Source organism: Streptomyces echinatus (genome assembly GCF_014203595.1).
Taxonomy (GTDB): Bacteria; Actinomycetota; Actinomycetes; order Streptomycetales; family Streptomycetaceae; genus Streptomyces; species Streptomyces echinatus.
On the sequence record NZ_JACHJK010000008.1, the window covers coordinates 309399 to 328740 of the forward strand.

Below are 19342 nucleotides of genomic sequence, written 5' to 3' on the forward strand. Positions count from 1 at the left end.
TGCGAGCACCGGTGCAGAAGAAGCGGCCTCGGCGCACAGGCAGGCAGACGGCCCCCGAGGGGACCGGCCCCCAGACCCCCGTGGGCACCGGCCGCCCCACCCATGTGCGCACCCGGCTGATCGTCGCCGTCGCCGTGGTGGCCGCCGCCGTCGCCGGAGCGGGCGCGCCCGCGCTGCTCACGGCCTCCGGGGACGTCAGCGACTCCCAGGACCTGGTGACGCTCGCCACTCGCACCCAGGGCGCGCTCACGCTGGCCCACTCGCTCGCCGACGAACGCGACGAGGTCACCTCCTACATCGCGGCCGGCCGCCCCAAGTCCAAGGCGCCCTCGGAAGACCGCAGCGCCCGCGTGGACCGGCAGGTCGAGGAGCTGCGCGCCGACACCGACACCCCGGCGGGCCTGCGGGCCGACCTCGACGGCATCGACGCCGTCCGCCGCTCCGCCCTCACCGGCAAGACCACGGCCCTCCAGGCCCACCAGGCCTACTCCGAGACGATCACCGCGCTGCACCGGCTCGCCGAGCAGCTGGCCGAGCAGATGCCCCCGCGGGCCGGCTCCGGCGCCTACGCCCTCGCCGAACTGGACTCCGCCGTCCAGCAGTCCGCCGCCGCCCGCGGCCTGCTGCTGGCCGCGCTGAACATCCCGACCCGCACCGAGACGGTGATCGACCCCGTCACCGGGCTCCCCACCACGGCGGCCACCACCAGCGACGCGGACCGCGAACGGCGCGACGCGCTCACCGCCGCCGCCCAGCAGGCCCGCCTGCGCGCCGACGGGGCCCTCGCCGGCTTCCGCGAGACCGCGCCCGAGAAGGCGGCGGACTCCTACGGCTCCACGGTCACCGGCCCGGAGGTCAACTCCGCGGAGAAGTACCTGGCCACGCTCACCGATGAGCCGACCCTCGCCGACAGCGAGCTGACCACCAGCACCAAGAAGCTGGACGCGGCCCTGTCCGCCCGCGTCGACCTGATGCGCGGCGCCGAGTCCGCGCTCTACGACCACCGCACCAAGGACCTCGAAAAGCTCCGGGACGACGACGTCACCGCCCTGGAGATCCGCGTCGCCGTCCTCGGCGCGCTGCTTCTGGCCGCGATCGGCATAGCCACCGCCATGGCCCGCACCCTCACCCGCCCCCTGTCGGTGCTGCGCCGCGGCTCGGCCCGGCTGGCGGAGTCGGAGGACCCGGCGACGCAGGAACCGATCACCTTCACCGGCCGCAACGACGAGTTCGCGCAGGTGGTCCGCTCGGTCAACGCCCTCCACGCGCACGCGGCCGCCCTGCACGAGCGCGTGGCCACCCTGGAGACCGACCGCAAGCACCTGGTCGGACAGCGCCAGAAGATGGCCGACGCCCGCGAGGAGCTCCGCGCCGAGCTGGCCGAGTCCGCCGCCCAGCTGCAGCGGCTGCGCACCAGCATCGGCTCCACCTTCGTCAACCTGGCCCTGCGCACCCTGGGCCTGGTCGAGCGCCAGCTGGCGGTGATCGAGGGGATGGAGGAGCGCGAGCACGACCCCGAGCGCCTCGCCACGCTCTTCAAGCTGGACCACTTCGCCACGGTCATGCGCCGCCACAGCGAGAACCTCCTCGTGCTGGCCGGCACCGAGCACGTCCAGCAGCACCCCGGGCCGGTGCCGCTGGTCGACGTGGTCCGGGCGGCCGTCAGCGAGATCGAACGCTACGAGCGCGTCCGCATCGCGGCGCTGCCCCCGCACGCCCACATCGCGGGCTTCGCCGCCGACGACCTCTCCCATCTGCTGGCCGAACTCATGGAGAACGCCACCTCGTTCTCGCCGCCCGACCTGCCGGTGGAGGTCTCCGGCTGGCTGCTGGAGTCGGGCGAGGTCATGCTGTCGGTCCAGGACGAGGGCATCGGCGTCGCGGAGGACCGGCTGGCCCGCCTCAACGCCCGCCTCACCGAATTCGACCCCGAGTCGCTCTACGACCAGGAGGGCGAGGAGGGCCTCGGCCTCGGCCTGTACGTCGTCGCGCGTCTCGCCCACCGCCACGGCGTCCGCGTCCAGCTGCGCGAGCAGAAGCAGGGCGGCGTCGCGGCGGTGGTGGTCCTGCCGGCGTCCCTCCTCACCGAGGCCGCGCCGACGGCACTCCCGCCCCGGACGGCCCCGGGCACCACCGGCACCTTCACCCTCCCCGGCGCCGACGCGGAGGCCAACTCCAACGTCCTGCACGCCCGCACCAAGTCCGCGGACCCCCTGGTGACCCTGGCGGAACAGGCCGTACACCACGCCTCCACCACCCCACCGCCCACCCCGCCCGAGGAACCTCCGACCCCGGAGCCCCGGGCAGCGGAAGCCCTGGAGACGGAGGAGCAGGCGGCCAAGACCCCGGCTACGGAAGCCCTGACGGCGAAGATCCCGGCCAGGGAAGACCTGTCGGCGGAGACCCCGGCTGAGGAGACGCGGGCCGTGGAGGCTCGCGACGCCACCCGCTCACCCGCCACCTCGGCCGAGGCCGTCCAGGACGCCTACGCTGACCGTCCGGCCCATGAACAGGCCGACGGCGCCGACGGGAACGTGGAGACGCGTCCCAAGGCACCGCTGGAGACCTACGCCGAGACGACGATGGAGCTGCTGCTCCCGGAGGCTCCGGAGCTCCTGGCGGAACCGCCGAGGCCGGCCGCACCGACGCTGCCGACGAGGCCGGCCGCACCGACGGCGCCGGCTGCGGCCCGCCCCCACGACCCGGCGGCCGCCGACGGCGGGAACGCCGCACAGGTGCCACCGGCAGCCGACCACGAGACCCGCACGGGTGGTGCGGGTGCGAACCCGGCCGCCGAAGGCGAAGCCGAGGCGTTCGCGTCGGCCGAGGCGGAGCCCACCGCACCGGCCGAACCCGAGGAGCGGCTCACCAGCAAGGGTCTCCCCAAGCGCACACCCAAGATCACCGCACCCACCGCCCCGCCCCGCCCACGCGCCGGCGGCGTCGACGCCGAGGCCCTGCGCCGCAGGCTCGGCGGCTTCCGCAGCGGCGCCCAGGCCGGCTACCGAGACGTGGAGGCGGAGATCGCCGAACAGACGGCCGGCCACCAGCGGCCGACCCGCTACGCACACGCCGAAGAAACCACGGGGGGCACAGCCGAGGAGGCAAGCAGTTGACCGCGCCCACTACCTACGGACTGAGCAGTGAAGCCCGCAACCTGCACTGGCTGCTGACCAACCTGGTCGAGGAAGTACCCGGCATCCAGTCCGTCGCCGTGGTCTCCTCGGACGGTCTGCTGCTGCTCTCGTCCGACCCCGGTCACACCGAACTGTCCCGCCAAGCCCGCCCGGCGAAGGGCCCCCGCGGTTCGTCCGCGGACCTCGCCACCATCGTCTCCGGCATCGGCAGCCTCACCGTCGGCGCCGCCAGGCTGATGGACTCCGGAGTGGTCAAGCACACGATGGTCGCGATGGACGAGGGCAGCCTGTTCGTGATGTCGATCAGCGACGGCTCGCTGCTCGGCGTGCACGGCTCCGCCGAGTGCGACATGAGTGTCGTGGCGTACCACATGGCGCTGTTCGTGGGCCGTGCCGGGCACGTCCTGACCCCCGAACTCCGCAGCGAGCTGCGCAAGTCCCTGGAGGCCGAGTCGACCGGAGGCGCCCGATGAGCGGCACGGCCAGGAATCGCCGGCTCCCGGTCCGCGGCGGTGACCGCAAACCGGCCCGCGTGCGCCCCTACTCGCTCACCGGCGGCCGTACCCGCTTCGGCCACGTCCTCCTCGTGGAGACCTTCGTGGCGGCGCTGGAGGCCCCGGAGGAGCGCAAGGAACTGACGAACGGGACCCTCACCCACCGGATCATGCCGGAGATGCGGGCCATCGTCGAACTGTGCCGCCGTATGCGCACGGTGGCAGAGATCGCCGCGCTGCTGAAGATGCCGCTCGGCGTGGTCCGCGTGCTCCTGAGCGATCTCGCGGACCAGGGAAAGATCCGTGTGTACGGCACCGGCACCGGTCACGGCACCGGTCGCCCGGACCGCGCTCTGCTGGAAAGGGTGCTGAGTGGACTCCGCCGTCTCTGACGCCACCGGCGTCGCCCCCCTCGTCGCCGGATTCGCCGGGCCCGACGAGGACCTGAAGTCCTGGCAGACGGACCGGACGCGCGCCCCCATCGCGACGAAGATCGTGGTGGCGGGCGGCTTCGGCGTCGGCAAGACCACCCTGGTCACCTCCGTCTCGGAGATCACGCCCCTGCAGACCGAGGCGCTGATGACCGAGGCCAGCGAGGACACCGACGACCTGTCCGCCACGCCGGGCAAGCTCACCACCACCGTGGCCATGGACTTCGGCCGCATCACGCTCGACGACGACCTGGTGCTCTACCTGTTCGGCACGCCGGGCCAGCAACGGTTCTGGTTCATGTGGGACGACCTGGTGCGCGGCGCGATCGGTGCCGTCGTCCTGGCCGACACCCGCCGCCTGAAGGACTGTTTCCCGGCCCTGGACTACTTCGAGAGCTGCGGGCTGCCGTACGTCGTCGCGGTCAACCACTTCGACGGCAGCGAGCGGTTCGACCCCGAGGACGTACGGGAGGCGCTGACGATACCCGCGCACGTCCCTGTCATGATCATGGACGCGCGGCGGCGGATCTCGGCCATCGAGACCCTCCTCGCCCTGGTGGCCCACGCGCTGGACGAAACCCCCGAGTAGTCCTGCCTCCCCGTAGTCCTCACCTCGTAGGAGACACCACCCGCATGCGGAAGATACTCGTCGTCGGAGCCGGCCAGTCCGGCCTCCAGCTCGCCCTCGGCCTGCAGTCGCACGGCTACGAGGTCACCCTGATGTCGAACCGGACCGCGGACGAGATCCGCTCCGGCCGGGTCATGTCGACGCAGTGCATGTTCCACACGGCACTGCAGCACGAGCGCGATCTCCAGCTGAACTTCTGGGAGTCCCAGGCCCCGAAGATCGAAGGACTCGGCGTCTCGGTCGCCGCCCCCGGCTCGCACGACCCGGGCCCCACCCAGCGGGCGATCGACTGGGTGGGCAGGCTCGACGGGTACGCGCAGTCGGTCGACCAGCGGGTGAAGATGGCCGGCTGGATGGAGACCTTCGCGCAGCGCGGCGGCCAGCTCGTCATCCACGGCGCGGCGGTCGGCGACCTGGACTACTTCTCCCGCACCTACGACCTCGTGCTGGTCGCGGCCGGCAAGGGCGAGCTGGTGTCGATGTTCACCCGCGACCCGGAGCGCTCCCCGTACAGCGAGCCGCAGCGCGCGCTGGCGGTGGCGTACGTCCACGGTCTCGGCCCGCGCCCCGAGCACCCGGAGTTCGACGCGGTCCGCTGCAACGTTGTCCCCGGTGTCGGCGAGCTGTTCGTCATGCCGACCCTGACCACCTCCGGCCGCGCCGACATCCTGTTCTGGGAGGGCATACCCGGCGGCCCGCTCGACGCCTTCAAGGGCGTCAAGGACCCGGCGGAGCACCTCTCCCTGACCCTGGAACTCATGGAGCGGTTCACGCCCTGGGAGTACGCGCGGGCCACGAAGGCGGAACTCACCGACGCCGGCGCCACGCTGGCCGGCCGGTACGCCCCGACCGTCCGCAACCCCGTCGGCCGGCTGCCCGGCGGCGGGCTGGTGCTGGGCGTGGCCGACGTGGTCGTCGCCAACGACCCGATCACCGGACAGGGCTCCAACTCGGCGTCCAAGTGCGCGGCGGCGTACCTCGCGTCCATCCTGGAGCGGGGCGACGAGCCGTTCGACGAGGAGTGGATGCGGCAGACGTTCGACCGCTACTGGGCCACCGCCCAGCACGTCACCAAGTGGACGAACGCCATGCTGGCGCCGCCGCCGGAGCACGTGCTCAACCTCCTCGGCGCGGCCGGCCAGCTCCCCCCGGTGGCGAACCGCTTCGCCAACGCCTTCGACGACCCGTCCGACTTCGAGGACTTCTTCTACGACCCGGAGAAGACGGGCGCCTACCTGGCCTCGGTCGCGGGCGCGTGACGACCCTCTGACCGGCACTCCGACGGCACGAGAGAAGAGGCCCGGACATCGTCCGGGCCTCTCACCCGGCCGTCTCGGCACCACCGTCGAACCATTCGGTCAGCGGGAATGCCCATGCTTGTGCAGTGCTGCACCGGCACGGAACCGCAGGCGCCCGCAGCGGTCCTTCTCCTCGTCGGACGCGTCCGCCGGACAGCAGCAGTGGCCGGACAGCCAGCGCAGGTCGTCCGGGTCCAGCCACAGGGGCACTCGGCCCTCGGCGGCTTCCTCCGACGGGTCGGTTTCCTTCATGGCCGGACCTTACCGAGCTCGTCTGAGAAGACGGGCGCCTACCCGGCCTCGGTGGCAGGGGGCTGAGCGGGGGTGTCGTCGGGGCGTACGGCGCCGAGGACCGGATAGGAGGCCAGGGGCGAGATCCGTACCCGCTCGCCCGGCCTCGGTGCCTGGACGACCTGGCCGTGGCCCACGTACATCGCCACGTGCGTGGCCTCGGGGAAGTAGACGACCAGGTCGCCCGGGCGCAGCTCCTTCAGCGGGACCCGCCTCAGCCGCTGCCACTGCTCCTGGCTGGTGCGCGGGATCGAGGTGCCCGCGTGGGACCACGCCCGTGACGTCAGGCCCGAGCAGTCGTACGCGTCGGGGCCCTGCGCGCCCCACTGGTACGGCTTGCCGAGCTGCTCCATGGCGTAGTCGACCGCGCGGTCGCCCCGCGGGGTGGCCGGGCGGTCGGTGGGGAGGGCGCCCGCGGTGGTGAGGCGCTGCTGGGCCGCCGCGACCCCCTGCTGTTCCAGCCGGGCCACGGCCGCGATCTGCTCCGGGGTGAGGGCGGCCAGCAGACGTTCCACGTCGTCGAGTCCGGCCCGGACGTCGTCGCGCTGCCGTTTCTGCCGGCCGGCGAGGCCGAGCTGGGTGTCGAGGGCCTTGCGGGCCGCGCGGGCCAGCACGTCCGTGCGCTTCTCCGCGGCGCTCAGCCGGGCCACCGTCCGGGCCCGTTCCCGGGCCAGCTCGCCGATGACGTGCCCCTCGTCGAGGGCGTGCTGCGGGTCGGGCGCGAGAAGGAGGCGGACGTAGGGGCCGAGGCCGCCGCTGTTCTGGTACTGCTGCCGGGCCAGCCGGCCGGCGTCGGTCCGGCCGGACCGCAGGGTGAGCCGGGCGCGGGCCAGTTCGCCGTCCAGGCGGGCCACCTCGGCGCGCTGCCGCTTCAGCTTCTCCGTCGTGGCGTTGTAGGTCTCGGTGGCCTGTTCGGTCTGGTGGTACAGCCGCTGAAGGCCGGTCAGCAACTGGGCCACGGACGGCTGCGGTGCGGGCGCGGCCGCGGCGGGGGCGGGCGCGAGGACGGCCTGGGCCGCCACCACGGCCGTACCGGCCAGGCGCAGAAGCATTCCTGACACGTCATCACCTCCGGCGCGGGGAGGGCGGGCTCTCCGCCTCCCGTCGGATCGTGATAATCAGACATGTCAGAGAAAAATGGCACCGAATCTACGCGATTCGGTGCAACGCTGTCACCCGTTCGCGTCGTCCGGCTTGCCGGACGGCGTGGCGCCTGGCTTCGACCAGGGCCAGCGGAGCTTGCCTCCGGACGTGTCGTCCGGGTCGTACTGGTACTTCCACCCCTGGATCAGCCCGAGCCGCTTGCTGTGCCCGCGCGGCACCCGGCGGTAGACCAGCACCGTGGGCGGACCGCCGTCCGGGGCGGGGACGGGGATGCGGTACGTCTTCGGGGGGTGCCCGGTGGGGCCGACCAGTACGGGCAGCACGCGCCCGTCCATGGGGCCGCCCTCGAAGGGGGTGTCCTGGCTCTTCACGGGTTCAGTCTCGGCCATCCCCGGCGAGCGTGCCGACGAGGGCCGCGGTCTGCGCGTCGCGGCCGGCGGTGACCGTGAGCACGGCCGTGAACTGCTCCACCAGCCAGTCCCGCAGCTCCTCCACCGGGGGCTGCTTGTCCTCGTCCAGCCAGATCAGGGACGCCGCCTCCACGGCCGTGATCCACATCCGCACGGTCATGCGCAGCCGGGGGCCGGGGTCGGCGATGCCGAGGTGCTGGTAGATGTGCTCGGCGGCGGACCGGCGCACCCCGTCCACGATGGCGGTGGTGCGGGAGGTCTCCACCACGCTGCCGCCCTGGAGCAGCGCGCTGAAGCCGGTGTCGTGCTCGTCGACGAAGCTCAGGTAGCGGTCCAGGGCGCGGGACAGCCGGGGCAGCAGCGGACCCTCGCGCGGTTCGGCGAAGCACTGCCGGAGTTCCTCGGCGGCCGACCGCAGCGCGGCCTCGTACAGCTGCTGCTTGCCGCCCGGGAAGTACCGGTACACCAGCGGGCGTGACACCCCGGCCGCCTCCGCCACGTCGTCGAGGGACACGTCCTCGGGGGCGCGGTGCGCGAAGAGGGACAGGGCGGCTTCCAGCAGCTGACTTCGCCGCTCCTCGACGCTGAGCCGACGGTATGCGGGGGTGGCCGACGGGGTCATGACCGCCAGCCTAATCGCCACCGGCCCACGACAGGGCCGTCGGCCGAGACCGGTCCCCCCGCACCGACGGCCCCCTCAACCACCGGCCGAGGGGGCGGGTGTCATGCCAGCAGGCCCGAGGAGCGCCACAGGCGTCGGCCGACGCCGCGCAGGACGCCGATGTCGTCCAAGAAGTCGGTCAAGCGCTTCGCGCCGCTCTGCATGACCTCGCGGCGGTGGCCGCTCGCCTTCACCTGTGCCATCGCCTCCCGCCGGTCCAGGCCGACATTGGTGTAGACCTCGGGGTTGATGAAGGCGATCGAGAACACCCGGGCGAACTCGCCCGAGGTGACCCGGGTGAACTCCTGGGACCACTTCGGCGCGGTCACCATCTGCCGGCGCAGTTCCTCACGGGCGTACCGGACATGCCGCGCCTCCTCCACCACATGGATCCGCGTGACGCCCCGGACGAGCGGCTGGACCCGCTCGTCGGGAAACGTCAGCCGCTGCATCCAGTCCAGGACCTCCTCGCCGAGCAGCGTGGCGGTGAACGACCCGGGGGTGGTGGAGATGGTCTTGAAGAGGCGGCCGAGGTTCTGGTGGGCCCGGCTCACCGGGTACCAGGGCGTGCCGCCCTGCGAGATCAGCCGGGCGAACATCTTGGAGTGCCGGCACTCGTCCTCGATCTCGGTGAGCGCGTACCGCACGTGCGCGCTCGTCGCCGCCTTGTCGTAGATGTGCCGGACGAGCAGCTGCATCAGGATGATCTCGAACCAGATGCCGAGCGAGGCCAGCGCCGCCGCCTCGTGCTGGGAGAGCAGGATGCGCTGTTCCTCGCTCATCCGCTTCCACATCGGGGTGCCGTACAGCGAGACCAGCTCCGGCGGCCAGAACCACTTGCCCTCCTCGAAGGGCGCGTCCCAGTCCAGCTCCTTGTCCGGGTCGAAGGAGTGCTTGGCGGAAGAGACGAGCAGCCGTTCGGCCACCTGTTCCCGGTCCTTGAGCAGGCCGAGCGCGTCGCGCAGCCCGTCCAGTGCGTCCGCTTCCGTCAGGGTCGTCATGGCTCCCTCACCTCGTTACCCGGGGGTAGTCGTCCAGTCTCTTATGAGACTGCCTGTCAGCAAGGCCGTCAATCCCTTGCGCACGACTTGTTGACTCGGCGTCTACGTGTGAGCCTGCCGGGTATGCCGACCCACGACCTCTACGCCAACGACCCGGGAGGCTCCCCCTGGGAGGTGCCCGCCACCGGCGCGGCCCGCTTCAGCTGGGAGTACGACGACGGACGCGACCGCCTGCTCGCCCTGTACCAGAAGGGCAAGGACAAGCAGTGGGACGGCCGGACCCGCATCGACTGGGACCTGGAGGTCGACCCGTACGACACCCTCGGCGCCCCGGACGAGATGATGTCCCTGTACGGCACCCCGTACTGGAACAAGCTCACCGACAAGGACAAGGGCGAACTGCGCCGGCACTACGCCTCCTGGCAGTTCAGCCAGTTCCTGCACGGCGAGCAGGGCGCCATGATCTGCGCGGCGCGCATCGTGGAGTCGGTGCCCGACCTGGACGCCAAGTTCTACTCCGCGACCCAGGTCATGGACGAGGCCCGGCACGCCGAGATCTACGGCCGCTTCCTGCACGAGAAGATAGGCCTCGTCTACCCGATCAACGACAACCTCCAGTCGTTGCTCGGCGACACCCTCCGCGACAGCCGCTGGGACATGCCCTACCTCGGCATGCAGGTGCTGATCGAGGGCCTGGCGCTGGCCGCGTTCGGCATGATCCGGGACACCACGGACAAGCCCCTGCCCAAGCAGATCCTCACCTACGTCATGCAGGACGAGGCCCGGCACGTGGCCTTCGGCCGGATGGCACTGCGCGACTACTACAAGCAGCTCACCGAAGCCGAACTGCGCGAGCGCGAGGAGTTCGTCATCGAGGGCTGCTACCTCATGCGCGACCGGCTGCGCGGGGTGGAGGTGCTGGAGAACTTCGGCATCCCGAAGGCCGACGCGGAGGCGTTCAGCGAGCGGTCCGAGTACCTCCGGCTGTTCAGGAAACTGCTGTTCAGCCGCATCGTCCCGTGCGTCAAGGACATCGGCCTGTGGGGCCGGCGCCTCCAGCAGGCCTATGCGGACATGGGCGTCTTCGAGATGGGCGACTCCAGCCTGGACCTGCTGATGGCGCAGGACGAGGAGCTGGCCGAGCGGCTGGACGCCGAGCGCTTCGCCGCCGAGGAGCGGGAACGGGCCGTCGAGGTGGAGGAGGCGATCGACTCCGGGGCGGCGGAGGGCTGACCGGCCCGGGGTGCGATGCCGGGACATTCACCCGGGTGCAGTAGCGTGCTGGCGTGTCCATGCCTCCGCCGCCGTATCCGAACCAGCCGCAGCCTCCGTACGGCCAGCAGCCGCCGCAGGCCCCCGGGCCGTACGGCTCGCCGTACCCCCAGCAGCAGCCGTACCCCGCACAGCAACACCCGCCGCAGGCGCCCTACCCGCCGCAGCCGTACCCCGGCTGGGGCGGACCGCCCATGGCCCCGGCGCCGAAGAAGCGGCGGATCGGTCTGGTGCTCGGGATCGTGGGCGGTGTCGTCGCGGCCGTCGTCGCGCTGCTCATCGTCGTCGGAGTGGTGGCCGAGAGCGGCTTCCCCGAGGCCGAGAACAAGCTCACCCTCCCGCAGAAGCTCGTCGACGGCCGCTTCGAACTCGCCCAGGACCTGACCTCCGCACAGGGCCGGAAGATCGAGGACGAGGCCGAGGGCGCCTGGGACGCCAAGGACGTGGTCGGCGTCGTCGGTCAGTACGCCGTCGGGGGTGACAACACCAAGGGCGTACTGGTGCTCTCGGGCATGTACGGCCGGTTCAAGAACACCGACACCGCCCGGCGCAACATGCTGAAGGGCGCCGCCGAGGCCGACGGCGTCACGCTCGCCGTGCCCCGCAAGGACTTCACCCAGGACGGTGAGCCCACGGTCAGCTGTGAGGTGCTCACCCAGAAGAGCGCCGGCGCCACCATGACCTACCCCGTGTGCGCCTGGACCGACGGCAACACGGGCGCCGCGATCGCCTCGATGACGTCCGAGACCGCCAAGCAGGACCCGTCCGAGGTGGATCTCGCCTTCTACGCGAAGCTCACCCGCCAGATCCGCTCCGAGACCCTCAAGCCGATCGACTGAGCCACCGCCAACCCTCACGGCCACCACCTCCGGCGCGGCACCGCCACCCTCACCTCCCGAGAACCGCCCGCATCACCTGCTTGGCGATCGGTGCCGCGTCCCCGCCGCCACTGATCTCGCCCCGGTCCGCCGAGGCGTCCTCCACCACGACGGCGACCGCCACCTGCGGCTCCGGCGCGCCCTCGGACTGCGCCCAGGAGACGAACCAGGCGTACGGCACACCGGAGTTGCCGAGGCCGTGCTGGGCCGTGCCGGTCTTGCCGCCGACCAGCGCGCCCGGGATGGCCGCGTTGGTGCCGGTACCGTCCTCGACCACGCCGGCCATCAGCTCCATCAGCCGGGCCGCGGTGGCCGGCCGCATCACCTGCCGCCCCGGCCGGGCCCCGCTGCCGGAGATCGTCTCGCCGCCGTGCCGGGTGGTCCGCTCCACCAGGTACGGCGGGCGCAGCCGGCCGCCGTCCGCGACCGCCGCCGAGACCATCGCCATCTGCAGCGGCGTGGCACGGGTGTTGTACTGCCCGATCGAGGACAGCGCCAGCTGCGCCCGGTCCACATGCGTGTCGAAGGTGCTGGGCGCCACCGAGAAGGGGATGCGCAGGTCCGTGTCGTTGAACCCGAACGCCTGGGCCGTGGCCGCCATGTCCCGCACCCCCACGTCCACGCCCAGCTTGGCGAAGACCGTGTTGCAGGACCACTCGAAGGCGTCCCGCACCGAGGCGTCCACGCAGCCGTCGCCCTCGTTGGTCAGCCGGGTGGTGGTGCCGGGCAGCCGGTAGGGGTCCGGGGAGCGGGTGCGCGCGTCCAGGTCGGTGACCACTCCCGCGTCCAGCGCCGCCGCCGCGGTGACCACCTTGAACGTCGAACCCGGCGGATAGGTCTGCCGCACCGCCCGGTTGAGCATCGGCTTCTCCGGGTCGTGGTTGAGCCGGGCCCAGGCCGACGCCACCGCCTCGTTGTTGCCGGACAGCTCCGCCGGGTCGTACGACGGGCTGGTCACCAGCGCCAGGATCCGGCCCGTGGCCGGCTCGACCGCGGCCACCGCGCCCTTGCGCCCGGCGAGCCCCCGGTAAGCGGCCTCCTGCGCCCGCCCGTTCAGGGTCGTCACGACGTCACCGCCGGGGCTCCGCCCGCGCGTCACGTCGTTCCACAGCGGCAGCGGAGCGAGCATCGGATCGGCGCCGGAGAGCACCCCGTCCTCGGCGTGCTCCAGGAACGAGGTGCCGTACGTCTGCGAGGAGAAGCCGGTGACCGGCGCGTACAGCGGCCCGTTCAGATAGGCGCGTTCGTGGCGCAACTGCTCGCCGGTGTCCACCGAGCCGGTGACCGGTCCGCCGTCCACCAGGATGTTCCCGCGGGGGTGCTGATAACGGGCGATGGTGGCACGGCGGTTGGCCGGGTTGTCGTCGTACTCGCGGGACTGCACGACCTGCACCCGCATGGCGTTGGCCAGCAGGGCCGCCAGCAGCAGGGCGCAGAACGCGCAGGCGTGCCGGATGTACCTCGTCATCGGCCGTCCGTCGTCGGGGAGTCCGCCGTACTCGGTCATGAGGCCTCCCGGCCGTCGTTCTGGCTGCGGGCGGAGTCGCTGACCCGGACCAGCAGCGCCACGATCGCCCAGTTGGTGACGACCGAGGAGCCGCCCTGGGCCAGGAACGGCATCGCCATGCCGGTCAGCGGGATCAGCCCCGTGACCCCGCCCGCGATCACGAACACCTGCAGCGCCACGATCGAGGCGAGCCCGACCGCGAGGAGCCGGCCGAACGGCTCGCGCTGCGCGAGGCCCGCCCGGTAGCCGCGCTCCACCAGCAGCGCGTACAGCAGCACGATGCCCGCCAGGCCCGCGAGACCCAGCTCCTCCCCGGCCGTCGCCAGGATGAAGTCCGACTTGGTGGCGAAACCGATCAGGATGGAATGGCCGAGCCCGAGCCCGGTGCCGAGCACCCCGCCGGCCGCGAACGCGAACAGGGACTGCGAGAGCTGGTTGGGGCCCTGCCCGGCCTCGATGGTGGCGAACGGGTGCAGCCAGTCTTCGATCCGGGCGCCCACATGCGGTTCGAGACGCCCGACGGCGACGGCGCCCAGCACGGCGAGCAGCAGCCCGACCGCGATCCAGCCGGTGCGCCCGGTGGCCACGTACAGCAGCACCACGAACAGCCCGAAGAACAGCAGCGAGGTCCCGAGGTCCCGCTCCAGCACGAGGACGCCCACGCTCACCAGCCAGATCGTCAGGATCGGCCCGAGCACCCGCCCGGTCGGGAACTGCATCCGCCACAGCCGGCGGCCGGTGTACGCGAGCGCGCTGCGGTTCGCGGCCAGATAGGCGGCGAAGAACACCGCGAGCAGCACCTTCGCGAACTCGCCGGGCTGGATGGAGAACCCGGCGATCCGGATCCAGATCCGGGCGCCGTTGACCGCCGGGAACAGGATCGGCAGCACCAGCAGGACGAGCGCCGCCACCACGCAGACGTACGAGTACCGCTGGAGCACCCGGTGATCGCGCAGCACCAGGACGACACCGATGAACAGGCCCACTCCGAGCGTGGACCACACCAGTTGGGTGGGGGCCGCCCGGTCGCCCGGTGTCTCCAGGTCCAGCCGGTAGATCAGCACCAGCCCCAGCCCGTTGAGCAGCACGCCGATGGGCAGCGGCAGCGGATCGGCGTACGGCGCCCGGATCCGCACCGCCACATGGGCGAACAGGGCGAGCACGCCGAGGCCGGCACCGTAACCGGCGGCGCCGGGCGGCACGGTTCCGGTCCGCGCCAGCCCCACCGCGCAGTAGCCGTACACGGACAGCAGGACGGCCAGCACGAGCAGGGACAGCTCGACGCCCCGGCGCCGGGGAGGGCGCGCGGCGCGTGCGGGAGCGGGGGCCGCCGCCGCGGTGGTTCCGGCCTTCGTCATGCCCGGAACCTACCCAAACGGGGCGTCTTGTGGCTGTTTTCACTCGGTCGCGTCAGCGCCAGCGTGGCGTGGGGCACGGGGGAACCGCCCGGGGCCCCGGCATCCGCTCGGCGTCACTCGGCCACCGGCAGCGTCAGTGTCGCCACCGCGCCCCCGTCCACCGCGTTGGTGAACGTAAGCCGCGCCCCCAGGACCTCCGCCTGTCCCAGCGCGATGGTCAGCCCGAGCCCGTGCCCCTTGGCGCCGCCCTCGGTGCGGAACCGCTGCGGCCCGTGCGCGACGAGGTACAGCGGATATCCGCCGCCGTGATCCCGCACCGTCACCACGGCACCGTCCACCGTCACGACCACCGGAGGCGCTCCGTGCTTGTGCGCATTGGCCACCAGGTTGCCCAGCACCCGCTCCAGCCGCCGCCGGTCGGTCTCCACCCGGGCGTCCTTCAGGATCCGCACGTCCGTCTCCGTGCCCGACGCCCGCACCACCCGCCCGGCCAGAGCGCCCAGCTCCTCCGTGTCGACCTCCAGCCTCTCCCGCCCGGTGTCCAGCCGGGAGATCTCCAGCAAATCCTCGGTGAGCGTGCGCAGCGCCGCCACCCGGTCCCGCACCAGCTCCGTCGGCCGGCCCGGCGGCAGCAGCTCGGCCGCCGCGTGCAGTCCGGTGAGCGGGGTGCGCAGCTCGTGCGCCACGTCCGCGGTGAACCGCTGCTCGCTCAGCAGCTTGCCCTGCAAGGAGGAGGCCATCGAGTCCAGCGCGGCGGCCACCGCGGCGACCTCGTCCTGCGGGCGGCTCGGATCCTTCGTCCGGGGATCGTTCACCCGGGCGTCCAGGTCGCCGGCGGTGATCCGGCGCGCCACCCGTGCCGTGCCGTGCAGCCGCCGGGTCACCCGGGTCACCGCGAACACCCCGACCAGCACGGTCGCCCCGATCGCCAGCGCCGACGACCACAGGATCGACTGGTCCAGACCCGCGATGGTGCGGGACTGCTGCGAGTAGTCGACCTCCACGGCGAGCGCCCGGTGCCCGGACACCGGTCCCGCCGCCCACATGGTCGGACGCCCCCGGTAGGTGGCGACCATCGTGCCGCGCTTCCCGTTCGCCGCCAGCTCCCGCAGCGGCGCGGGCAGCCCCCCGGGATCCACGCCGGCGCCCGGCAGCAGCGTGTCCCCGGCCTCGTACGCCTGCGTGGCGTCGGCGAGCCGGGACAGCGCCAGGTCGCGGGCCTGGCCGACGGTCTGGTTGGTCACCGAGACATGCACCAGGACACCGAGCAGCGCGGCGAGCGCACAGCTCATCACCGTGATGAACGCGGCGGCCTTGACGGCGAGCGCCCCTGCCCAGGGAGGCAGCGCGAGCCTCATCGCGCGCTCGGCGAGGACGAGGCGGAGGCGGAGGGGGAGGCCGAGGCGGAGGGGGAGGCTGAGCCGGAGGAAGGGGAGACGGAGGGCGGGGCGGCGGGGGAGGCCGACGGGGACGGCGTCTTGCTGGGCCGGCCGTCGCCGACGTGCAGATACTCGTCGCGGGAGAACACCATCGCGCGCTGCCCCGGGTCCCACAGCCAGGTCGTGCGGTACTCGTACCCGGAGATGTCGGCGGGCGAGCGTTCGATCAGCGCCCGCCCGGCCAGCTCCACCCCGATGATCGCGTCGTTGTCGGCCAGCACCTGCACCAGCCGGTGCCCCTCGACGGTGTAGACGCGTACCGCCATCTGGTTGGTCGGGTACAGCCGGAAGCCGAGCGTCAGATCCGCCCGGCCGTCTCCGGTGAGGTCCCGGTAGTACGGCTTCAGCAGCGGACAGCGGGCCCGGTTCCCGCCCGGCCGGCACTCCCTCATCCGTTCCTCGGTCGCGTGATACGCCCCCTTGGGCCCGTAGTCGTCGGGGTGAGCCTTCAGCTCCGCCTCGACGACGTCCACCGGATCCGCCTTCCGGATGTCGTCACCGGGGACCGTGATGCCCTTGACGGTCTCCCGGGTCGCCACGTCGTACGGGAAGGCCGGGCTGGACGCCGGCCGGAGATCCGGCCAGAGCTTGGCGGGGCTGACGGCGGTCGGGGTCGTCCCGGCACCCTGCAGCCCTCCCGTGTCCCCGCAGGCCGTCGCCGTCGCCGACAGCAGGGCGACGGCGGCCACGGCAAGGGCGGTACGCGCGGGACGACGGGCTGGCACGGTGCTCCTGGGCGTCGGTGTCGGTGGGGCCCCGTACACCTTAATTCGTCGGTTCGTACGGAAGTGTTCTTAGATTCCGACAGAAATCCGTTTTGTGTGTTCTGCGCACCGGGGCGCGGTGCTGGGAGAGAGGCTACTCGGCCAGTTCCTCCAGCAGCCGCACGGTCGTCAGTCCCGCCCGCAGGTACTCCACGAACAGCTTGTTGTGCAGCGCCCACGCCGAGCGCCGGGCCCGGATCAGCTGGATCGCCTGGTCGGCCGTGTCACCCCGCTGGACCAGGGCATGCGCGATGACCAGCCCCGACCGGTTGTACCCGTGGTAACAGCGCACGAGCATCCGGCGGCCGCCGTCCAGCGCCTCGTTCACCGCGCGCGCCAGCCGGATCACCCCGGCCAGTTGCGTCCCGTCCAGCGGGCCGTCCGGAATCGGCCACACATGGTGCTCCACGCCCGGATCGGGCCCGTACCCCGGCAGCCGCAGCAGGGACTGCACCACATCGAACTCATCACGTACGACGGCGAGCTCCAGCCGTCCGGAACGGCCCCGAAACTCGTGTCCGCCCATCCACAGGCCGGGCACGATCTCGCTCCACGGGCTCTCCGGAACCGGTACGTCGGGCTGCTTTCCGCGGGTCCGCAACGGCGCCTCCCCAACTCCCCCTCACCGGGCCGCCATCCACGGTAACCGGTCTTGCCCCGGGAGCACCCTGCCTGTTCCCATGGTCGAGGGGTGATGGCGCATGAGCGGACTGCGCGTGGTGCCGACCTTCCGGCACGGCCGGGAGCGGCTGTACGTCTGCCGCGAGGACGGCAGCGATGTCGCCTGGTACGACCGTGAGGCAGGCCGGGTCAACCTGCTCGGCGAGGACAGCAGGGACGAGGTGCTCCACGCCCTGAAACCCTTCCTCACCGGCCCGGTGACCGTGGGCCCGCCCCCCGTCCCCACCCCGGCGGAGCTCGCCCGGCTGACCCTGCACCCCGACGACGACCTGGCCCCCAACCGCCCCGGCGAGGCCCTGCTCGTCGCCCTCGACCGTGACCCCGGCCCCGCCCGCCGGCTGCGCCCCGACCCGCGCCGGCGCGCCCTGCTCGCCGAGCAGACGGCCGGCCAGGCCCTGGACCGGCTGGAAGGCGTGGGCTGGCGCACCCTGCACTCCGTCCCACTGTCCGGCGGCGACCGCATCCACCACCTGGTGATCGGCCCCGGCGGCATGTTCGCCGTCCACGCGCTGTACGCCCGCAAGGCCCGGGTCCTGATCGCCGACCCGATGCTCACCCTGGGCCGCCACGAGGCCGAGCCGCTGCTGCGCCGGCTGCGCGCCGACGCCGACCGCGCCTCCTACGCCCTGACCGCCGAGGTCCGCCCGCTGCTGGCCCTAGTGGAGCCGGCCGAGGTGACCCTGACGGCGCAGCCACGGGGAGTGCGTGTCCTGCGGGACACCGAGCTGGCGGGCCTGGCCCGGCTGGGCGGGGTGCTCAAGCCGGCCGACGTGGAGGCCCTGCACGGGATGGCACGGGACCGGAACACGTGGGGGAGGGTTTAGCGGGGCGGAAGGGTGTGGCGGGGCGGGAGGGTAACGGCGCGTCGGGGGTGTGCCCGCATGTCGGAGGGCGCGGGCGGCATCCGGGTCGGCCGGCTGTGGTGGGGGTCGGTTCGGGCGTTCCTCGGTCCGGCGATCTGGTGATGTGGTGGTTCGGCAGTCCGGTGATGCGGTGATCGGGTGATCCGGCAGTTTGGCGGTCCGGCGGTCCGGCGGTCCGGTGATCTGGCGGTCCGGCGGTCGGTGGTCCGGCAGTCCGGCGGTCCGGCGGTCCGGTCACGGCAACGGCGCGGCCGACCCCGGGTCCAGCAGCGGCGCCAGCAGATCCCCGTGGTCCTGCAGGCGCGGCGCCACGTCGTCGGCCCGGAACTCCAGGTGCCCCGGGCTGCGGCAGTCGGCGACCTCCTCCCACGTCACCGGCGCCGAGACCAGCGGGGCCCGACGGGCACGCAGCGTGTACGGGGTGGCCGTGGTCTTGCGGGCCGCGTTCTGGCTCCAGTCGACGAACACCTTCCCCGGCCTGAGGCTCTTGGTCATCCGGTGCACCACCAGCCGGGGCATCGCCCGCTCGGCCTCCACCGCCAGCGCCTTCGCGTACTCGGACGTCCGCTCGGAGGAACTCCCGCGCACCGCCGCCAGCAGGTGCAGCCCCTTCGACCCGGCGGTCTTCGGGTACGCCTCGATACCGTCCGCCGCGAGCCGCTCACGCAGCCACAGCGCGACCTCGCAGCAGTGCACGACGTTCGCGGGCGGCCCCGGATCGAGGTCGAAGACCAGCCGGTCCGCCTCCTCGGGGCTCCGCACCAGCCACTGGTGCGTGTGGAACTCGGTGACCAGGTTCGCCGCCCAGACCAGACTCGGCAGGTCCTGCACCACCACCATCCGGGCCGGACTGTCCGCCGAGGACCGCGGTACTTCGGCGGTCGTGACCCAGTCGGGCGTACCCGGCGGGACGTTCTTGGTGAAGAAATGCTGTCCGTCCGGGCCGTCCGGATAACGCAGGAAGGACACCGCCCGGTCACGCAGATGCGGCAGCAGGGCCGTGGCCGTGGTCGCGTAGTAGTGCAGCAGTTCCCCTTTGGTGAAGCCGCTCTCCGGATACAGCACCTTCTCCAGATTGCTGAGCGCCACCCGGCGCCCCTCCACCTCTGTGATAGGCGTCATAGG

At 72.5% G+C, this 19342-nt stretch carries 19 protein-coding genes; 8 read left to right on the top strand and 11 right to left on the bottom strand.

All coding sequences use genetic code 11. The features are described 5' to 3' along the window. Positions 1-11 precede the first annotated feature (11 nt). Genes FHS34_RS23625 through FHS34_RS23645 form a run of 5 tightly spaced genes read left to right on the top strand, consistent with a single transcriptional unit; the run spans position 12 to position 5949 of the window. Positions 12-3116 carry a sensor histidine kinase gene (locus FHS34_RS23625; protein WP_184968637.1) on the top strand — a complete coding sequence of 1035 codons (3105 nt, stop codon included), beginning with the start codon at positions 12-14 and terminating at the stop codon, positions 3114-3116. Beyond that, positions 3113-3610 (top strand): roadblock/LC7 domain-containing protein, encoded by a 498-nt coding sequence (locus FHS34_RS23630; RefSeq protein WP_184968639.1) that lies wholly within the window; start codon positions 3113-3115, stop codon positions 3608-3610. Before FHS34_RS23625 ends, FHS34_RS23630 begins: the two co-directional genes overlap by 4 nt. Next, the gene (locus FHS34_RS23635) at positions 3607-4023 is read left to right on the top strand and encodes a DUF742 domain-containing protein (RefSeq protein WP_184968641.1); all 417 of its coding nucleotides are present in this window, start codon (positions 3607-3609) and stop codon (positions 4021-4023) included. The genes FHS34_RS23630 and FHS34_RS23635 overlap by 4 nt, the downstream gene beginning before the upstream one ends. After that, positions 4004-4651: a GTP-binding protein gene (locus FHS34_RS23640; RefSeq protein WP_184968644.1), complete on the top strand. Its 648-nt coding sequence runs from the start codon at positions 4004-4006 to the stop codon at positions 4649-4651. The genes FHS34_RS23635 and FHS34_RS23640 overlap by 20 nt, the downstream gene beginning before the upstream one ends. Before the next feature lie 44 nt (positions 4652-4695). Next, entirely contained in the window at positions 4696-5949 is a 1254-nt protein-coding gene (locus FHS34_RS23645; RefSeq protein WP_184968647.1) for a styrene monooxygenase/indole monooxygenase family protein, read from the top strand. 99 nt (positions 5950-6048) lie between these two features. Here FHS34_RS23645 and FHS34_RS23650 read toward each other — a convergent pair whose 3' ends face one another. The 5 genes from FHS34_RS23650 to FHS34_RS23670 form a co-directional block, all read right to left on the bottom strand. Next, the gene (locus FHS34_RS23650) at positions 6049-6240 is read right to left on the bottom strand and encodes a hypothetical protein (protein WP_184968650.1); all 192 of its coding nucleotides are present in this window, start codon (positions 6238-6240) and stop codon (positions 6049-6051) included. A 38-nt stretch (positions 6241-6278) separates the two neighbouring features. Beyond that, a complete protein-coding gene (locus tag FHS34_RS23655) occupies positions 6279-7340 on the bottom strand; it encodes a C40 family peptidase (protein WP_225817574.1) in 1062 nt (353 codons plus the stop codon). Positions 7341-7451: 111 nt separating this feature from the next. Further along, entirely contained in the window at positions 7452-7754 is a 303-nt protein-coding gene (locus FHS34_RS23660) for a DUF8847 domain-containing protein (protein ID WP_184968940.1), read from the bottom strand. A 4-nt stretch (positions 7755-7758) separates the two neighbouring features. Further along, a complete protein-coding gene (locus tag FHS34_RS23665) occupies positions 7759-8415 on the bottom strand; it encodes a TetR/AcrR family transcriptional regulator (RefSeq protein ID WP_184968653.1) in 657 nt (218 codons plus the stop codon). 101 nt (positions 8416-8516) lie between these two features. Continuing rightward, on the bottom strand, positions 8517-9455 hold the full coding sequence (locus tag FHS34_RS23670) for an AurF N-oxygenase family protein (protein ID WP_184968656.1): 939 nt from the start codon (positions 9453-9455) through the stop codon (positions 8517-8519). A gap of 123 nt (positions 9456-9578) precedes the next feature. On the opposite strand from FHS34_RS23670, the gene FHS34_RS23675 reads away from it, so the two are divergent. Beyond that, positions 9579-10688 (top strand): ferritin-like domain-containing protein, encoded by a 1110-nt coding sequence (locus tag FHS34_RS23675; RefSeq protein WP_184968659.1) that lies wholly within the window; start codon positions 9579-9581, stop codon positions 10686-10688. Positions 10689-10747: 59 nt separating this feature from the next. Then, positions 10748-11566 carry a hypothetical protein gene (locus FHS34_RS23680; RefSeq protein ID WP_221509385.1) on the top strand — a complete coding sequence of 273 codons (819 nt, stop codon included), beginning with the start codon at positions 10748-10750 and terminating at the stop codon, positions 11564-11566. A 49-nt stretch (positions 11567-11615) separates the two neighbouring features. Here FHS34_RS23680 and FHS34_RS23685 read toward each other — a convergent pair whose 3' ends face one another. From FHS34_RS23685 to FHS34_RS23705, 5 genes are all read right to left on the bottom strand, one after another. Further along, positions 11616-13073, bottom strand: coding sequence for a penicillin-binding transpeptidase domain-containing protein (locus tag FHS34_RS23685; protein ID WP_184968942.1), 1458 nt, complete (start codon positions 13071-13073; stop codon positions 11616-11618). A gap of 35 nt (positions 13074-13108) precedes the next feature. Further along, positions 13109-14470: an FtsW/RodA/SpoVE family cell cycle protein gene (locus FHS34_RS23690; protein ID WP_184968665.1), complete on the bottom strand. Its 1362-nt coding sequence runs from the start codon at positions 14468-14470 to the stop codon at positions 13109-13111. 113 nt (positions 14471-14583) lie between these two features. Further along, complete coding sequence (locus FHS34_RS23695) at positions 14584-15828, bottom strand: ATP-binding protein (protein WP_184968668.1); 1245 nt, start codon at positions 15826-15828, stop codon at positions 14584-14586. Next, positions 15825-16634: a hypothetical protein gene (locus FHS34_RS23700; protein ID WP_184968671.1), complete on the bottom strand. Its 810-nt coding sequence runs from the start codon at positions 16632-16634 to the stop codon at positions 15825-15827. The genes FHS34_RS23695 and FHS34_RS23700 overlap by 4 nt, the downstream gene beginning before the upstream one ends. 133 nt (positions 16635-16767) lie before the next feature. Beyond that, positions 16768-17274, bottom strand: a complete 507-nt coding sequence (locus tag FHS34_RS23705; RefSeq protein WP_184968674.1) for a protein-tyrosine phosphatase family protein — start codon at positions 17272-17274, stop codon at positions 16768-16770. A gap of 100 nt (positions 17275-17374) precedes the next feature. On the opposite strand from FHS34_RS23705, the gene FHS34_RS23710 reads away from it, so the two are divergent. Further along, positions 17375-18178 (top strand): nuclease-related domain-containing protein, encoded by an 804-nt coding sequence (locus FHS34_RS23710; RefSeq protein WP_184968676.1) that lies wholly within the window; start codon positions 17375-17377, stop codon positions 18176-18178. Positions 18179-18451: 273 nt separating this feature from the next. Here FHS34_RS23710 and ligD read toward each other — a convergent pair whose 3' ends face one another. After that, positions 18452-19339, bottom strand: coding sequence for a non-homologous end-joining DNA ligase (ligD, locus tag FHS34_RS23715; RefSeq protein WP_184968678.1), 888 nt, complete (start codon positions 19337-19339; stop codon positions 18452-18454). Between the last annotated feature and the right edge of the window lie 3 nt (positions 19340-19342).

Excerpts from the sequence above, each read along its gene's own strand:
- FHS34_RS23645 (WP_184968647.1), top strand. The coding sequence starts at position 4,696 with ATGCGGAAGATACTCGTCGTCGGAGCCGGCCAGTCCGGCCTCCAGCTC.
- FHS34_RS23665 (WP_184968653.1), bottom strand. The coding sequence starts at position 8,415 with ATGACCCCGTCGGCCACCCCCGCATACCGTCGGCTCAGCGTCGAGGAG.
- FHS34_RS23650 (WP_184968650.1), bottom strand. The coding sequence starts at position 6,240 with ATGAAGGAAACCGACCCGTCGGAGGAAGCCGCCGAGGGCCGAGTGCCC.
- FHS34_RS23635 (WP_184968641.1), top strand. The coding sequence starts at position 3,607 with ATGAGCGGCACGGCCAGGAATCGCCGGCTCCCGGTCCGCGGCGGTGAC.
- FHS34_RS23710 (WP_184968676.1), top strand. The coding sequence starts at position 17,375 with ATGAGCGGACTGCGCGTGGTGCCGACCTTCCGGCACGGCCGGGAGCGG.
- FHS34_RS23685 (WP_184968942.1), bottom strand. The coding sequence starts at position 13,073 with ATGACGAGGTACATCCGGCACGCCTGCGCGTTCTGCGCCCTGCTGCTG.
- FHS34_RS23695 (WP_184968668.1), bottom strand. The coding sequence starts at position 15,828 with ATGAGGCTCGCGCTGCCTCCCTGGGCAGGGGCGCTCGCCGTCAAGGCC.
- FHS34_RS23675 (WP_184968659.1), top strand. The coding sequence starts at position 9,579 with ATGCCGACCCACGACCTCTACGCCAACGACCCGGGAGGCTCCCCCTGG.
- ligD (WP_184968678.1), bottom strand. The coding sequence starts at position 19,339 with ATGACGCCTATCACAGAGGTGGAGGGGCGCCGGGTGGCGCTCAGCAAT.
- FHS34_RS23670 (WP_184968656.1), bottom strand. The coding sequence starts at position 9,455 with ATGACGACCCTGACGGAAGCGGACGCACTGGACGGGCTGCGCGACGCG.
- FHS34_RS23690 (WP_184968665.1), bottom strand. The coding sequence starts at position 14,470 with ATGACGAAGGCCGGAACCACCGCGGCGGCGGCCCCCGCTCCCGCACGC.
- FHS34_RS23680 (WP_221509385.1), top strand. The coding sequence starts at position 10,748 with ATGCCTCCGCCGCCGTATCCGAACCAGCCGCAGCCTCCGTACGGCCAG.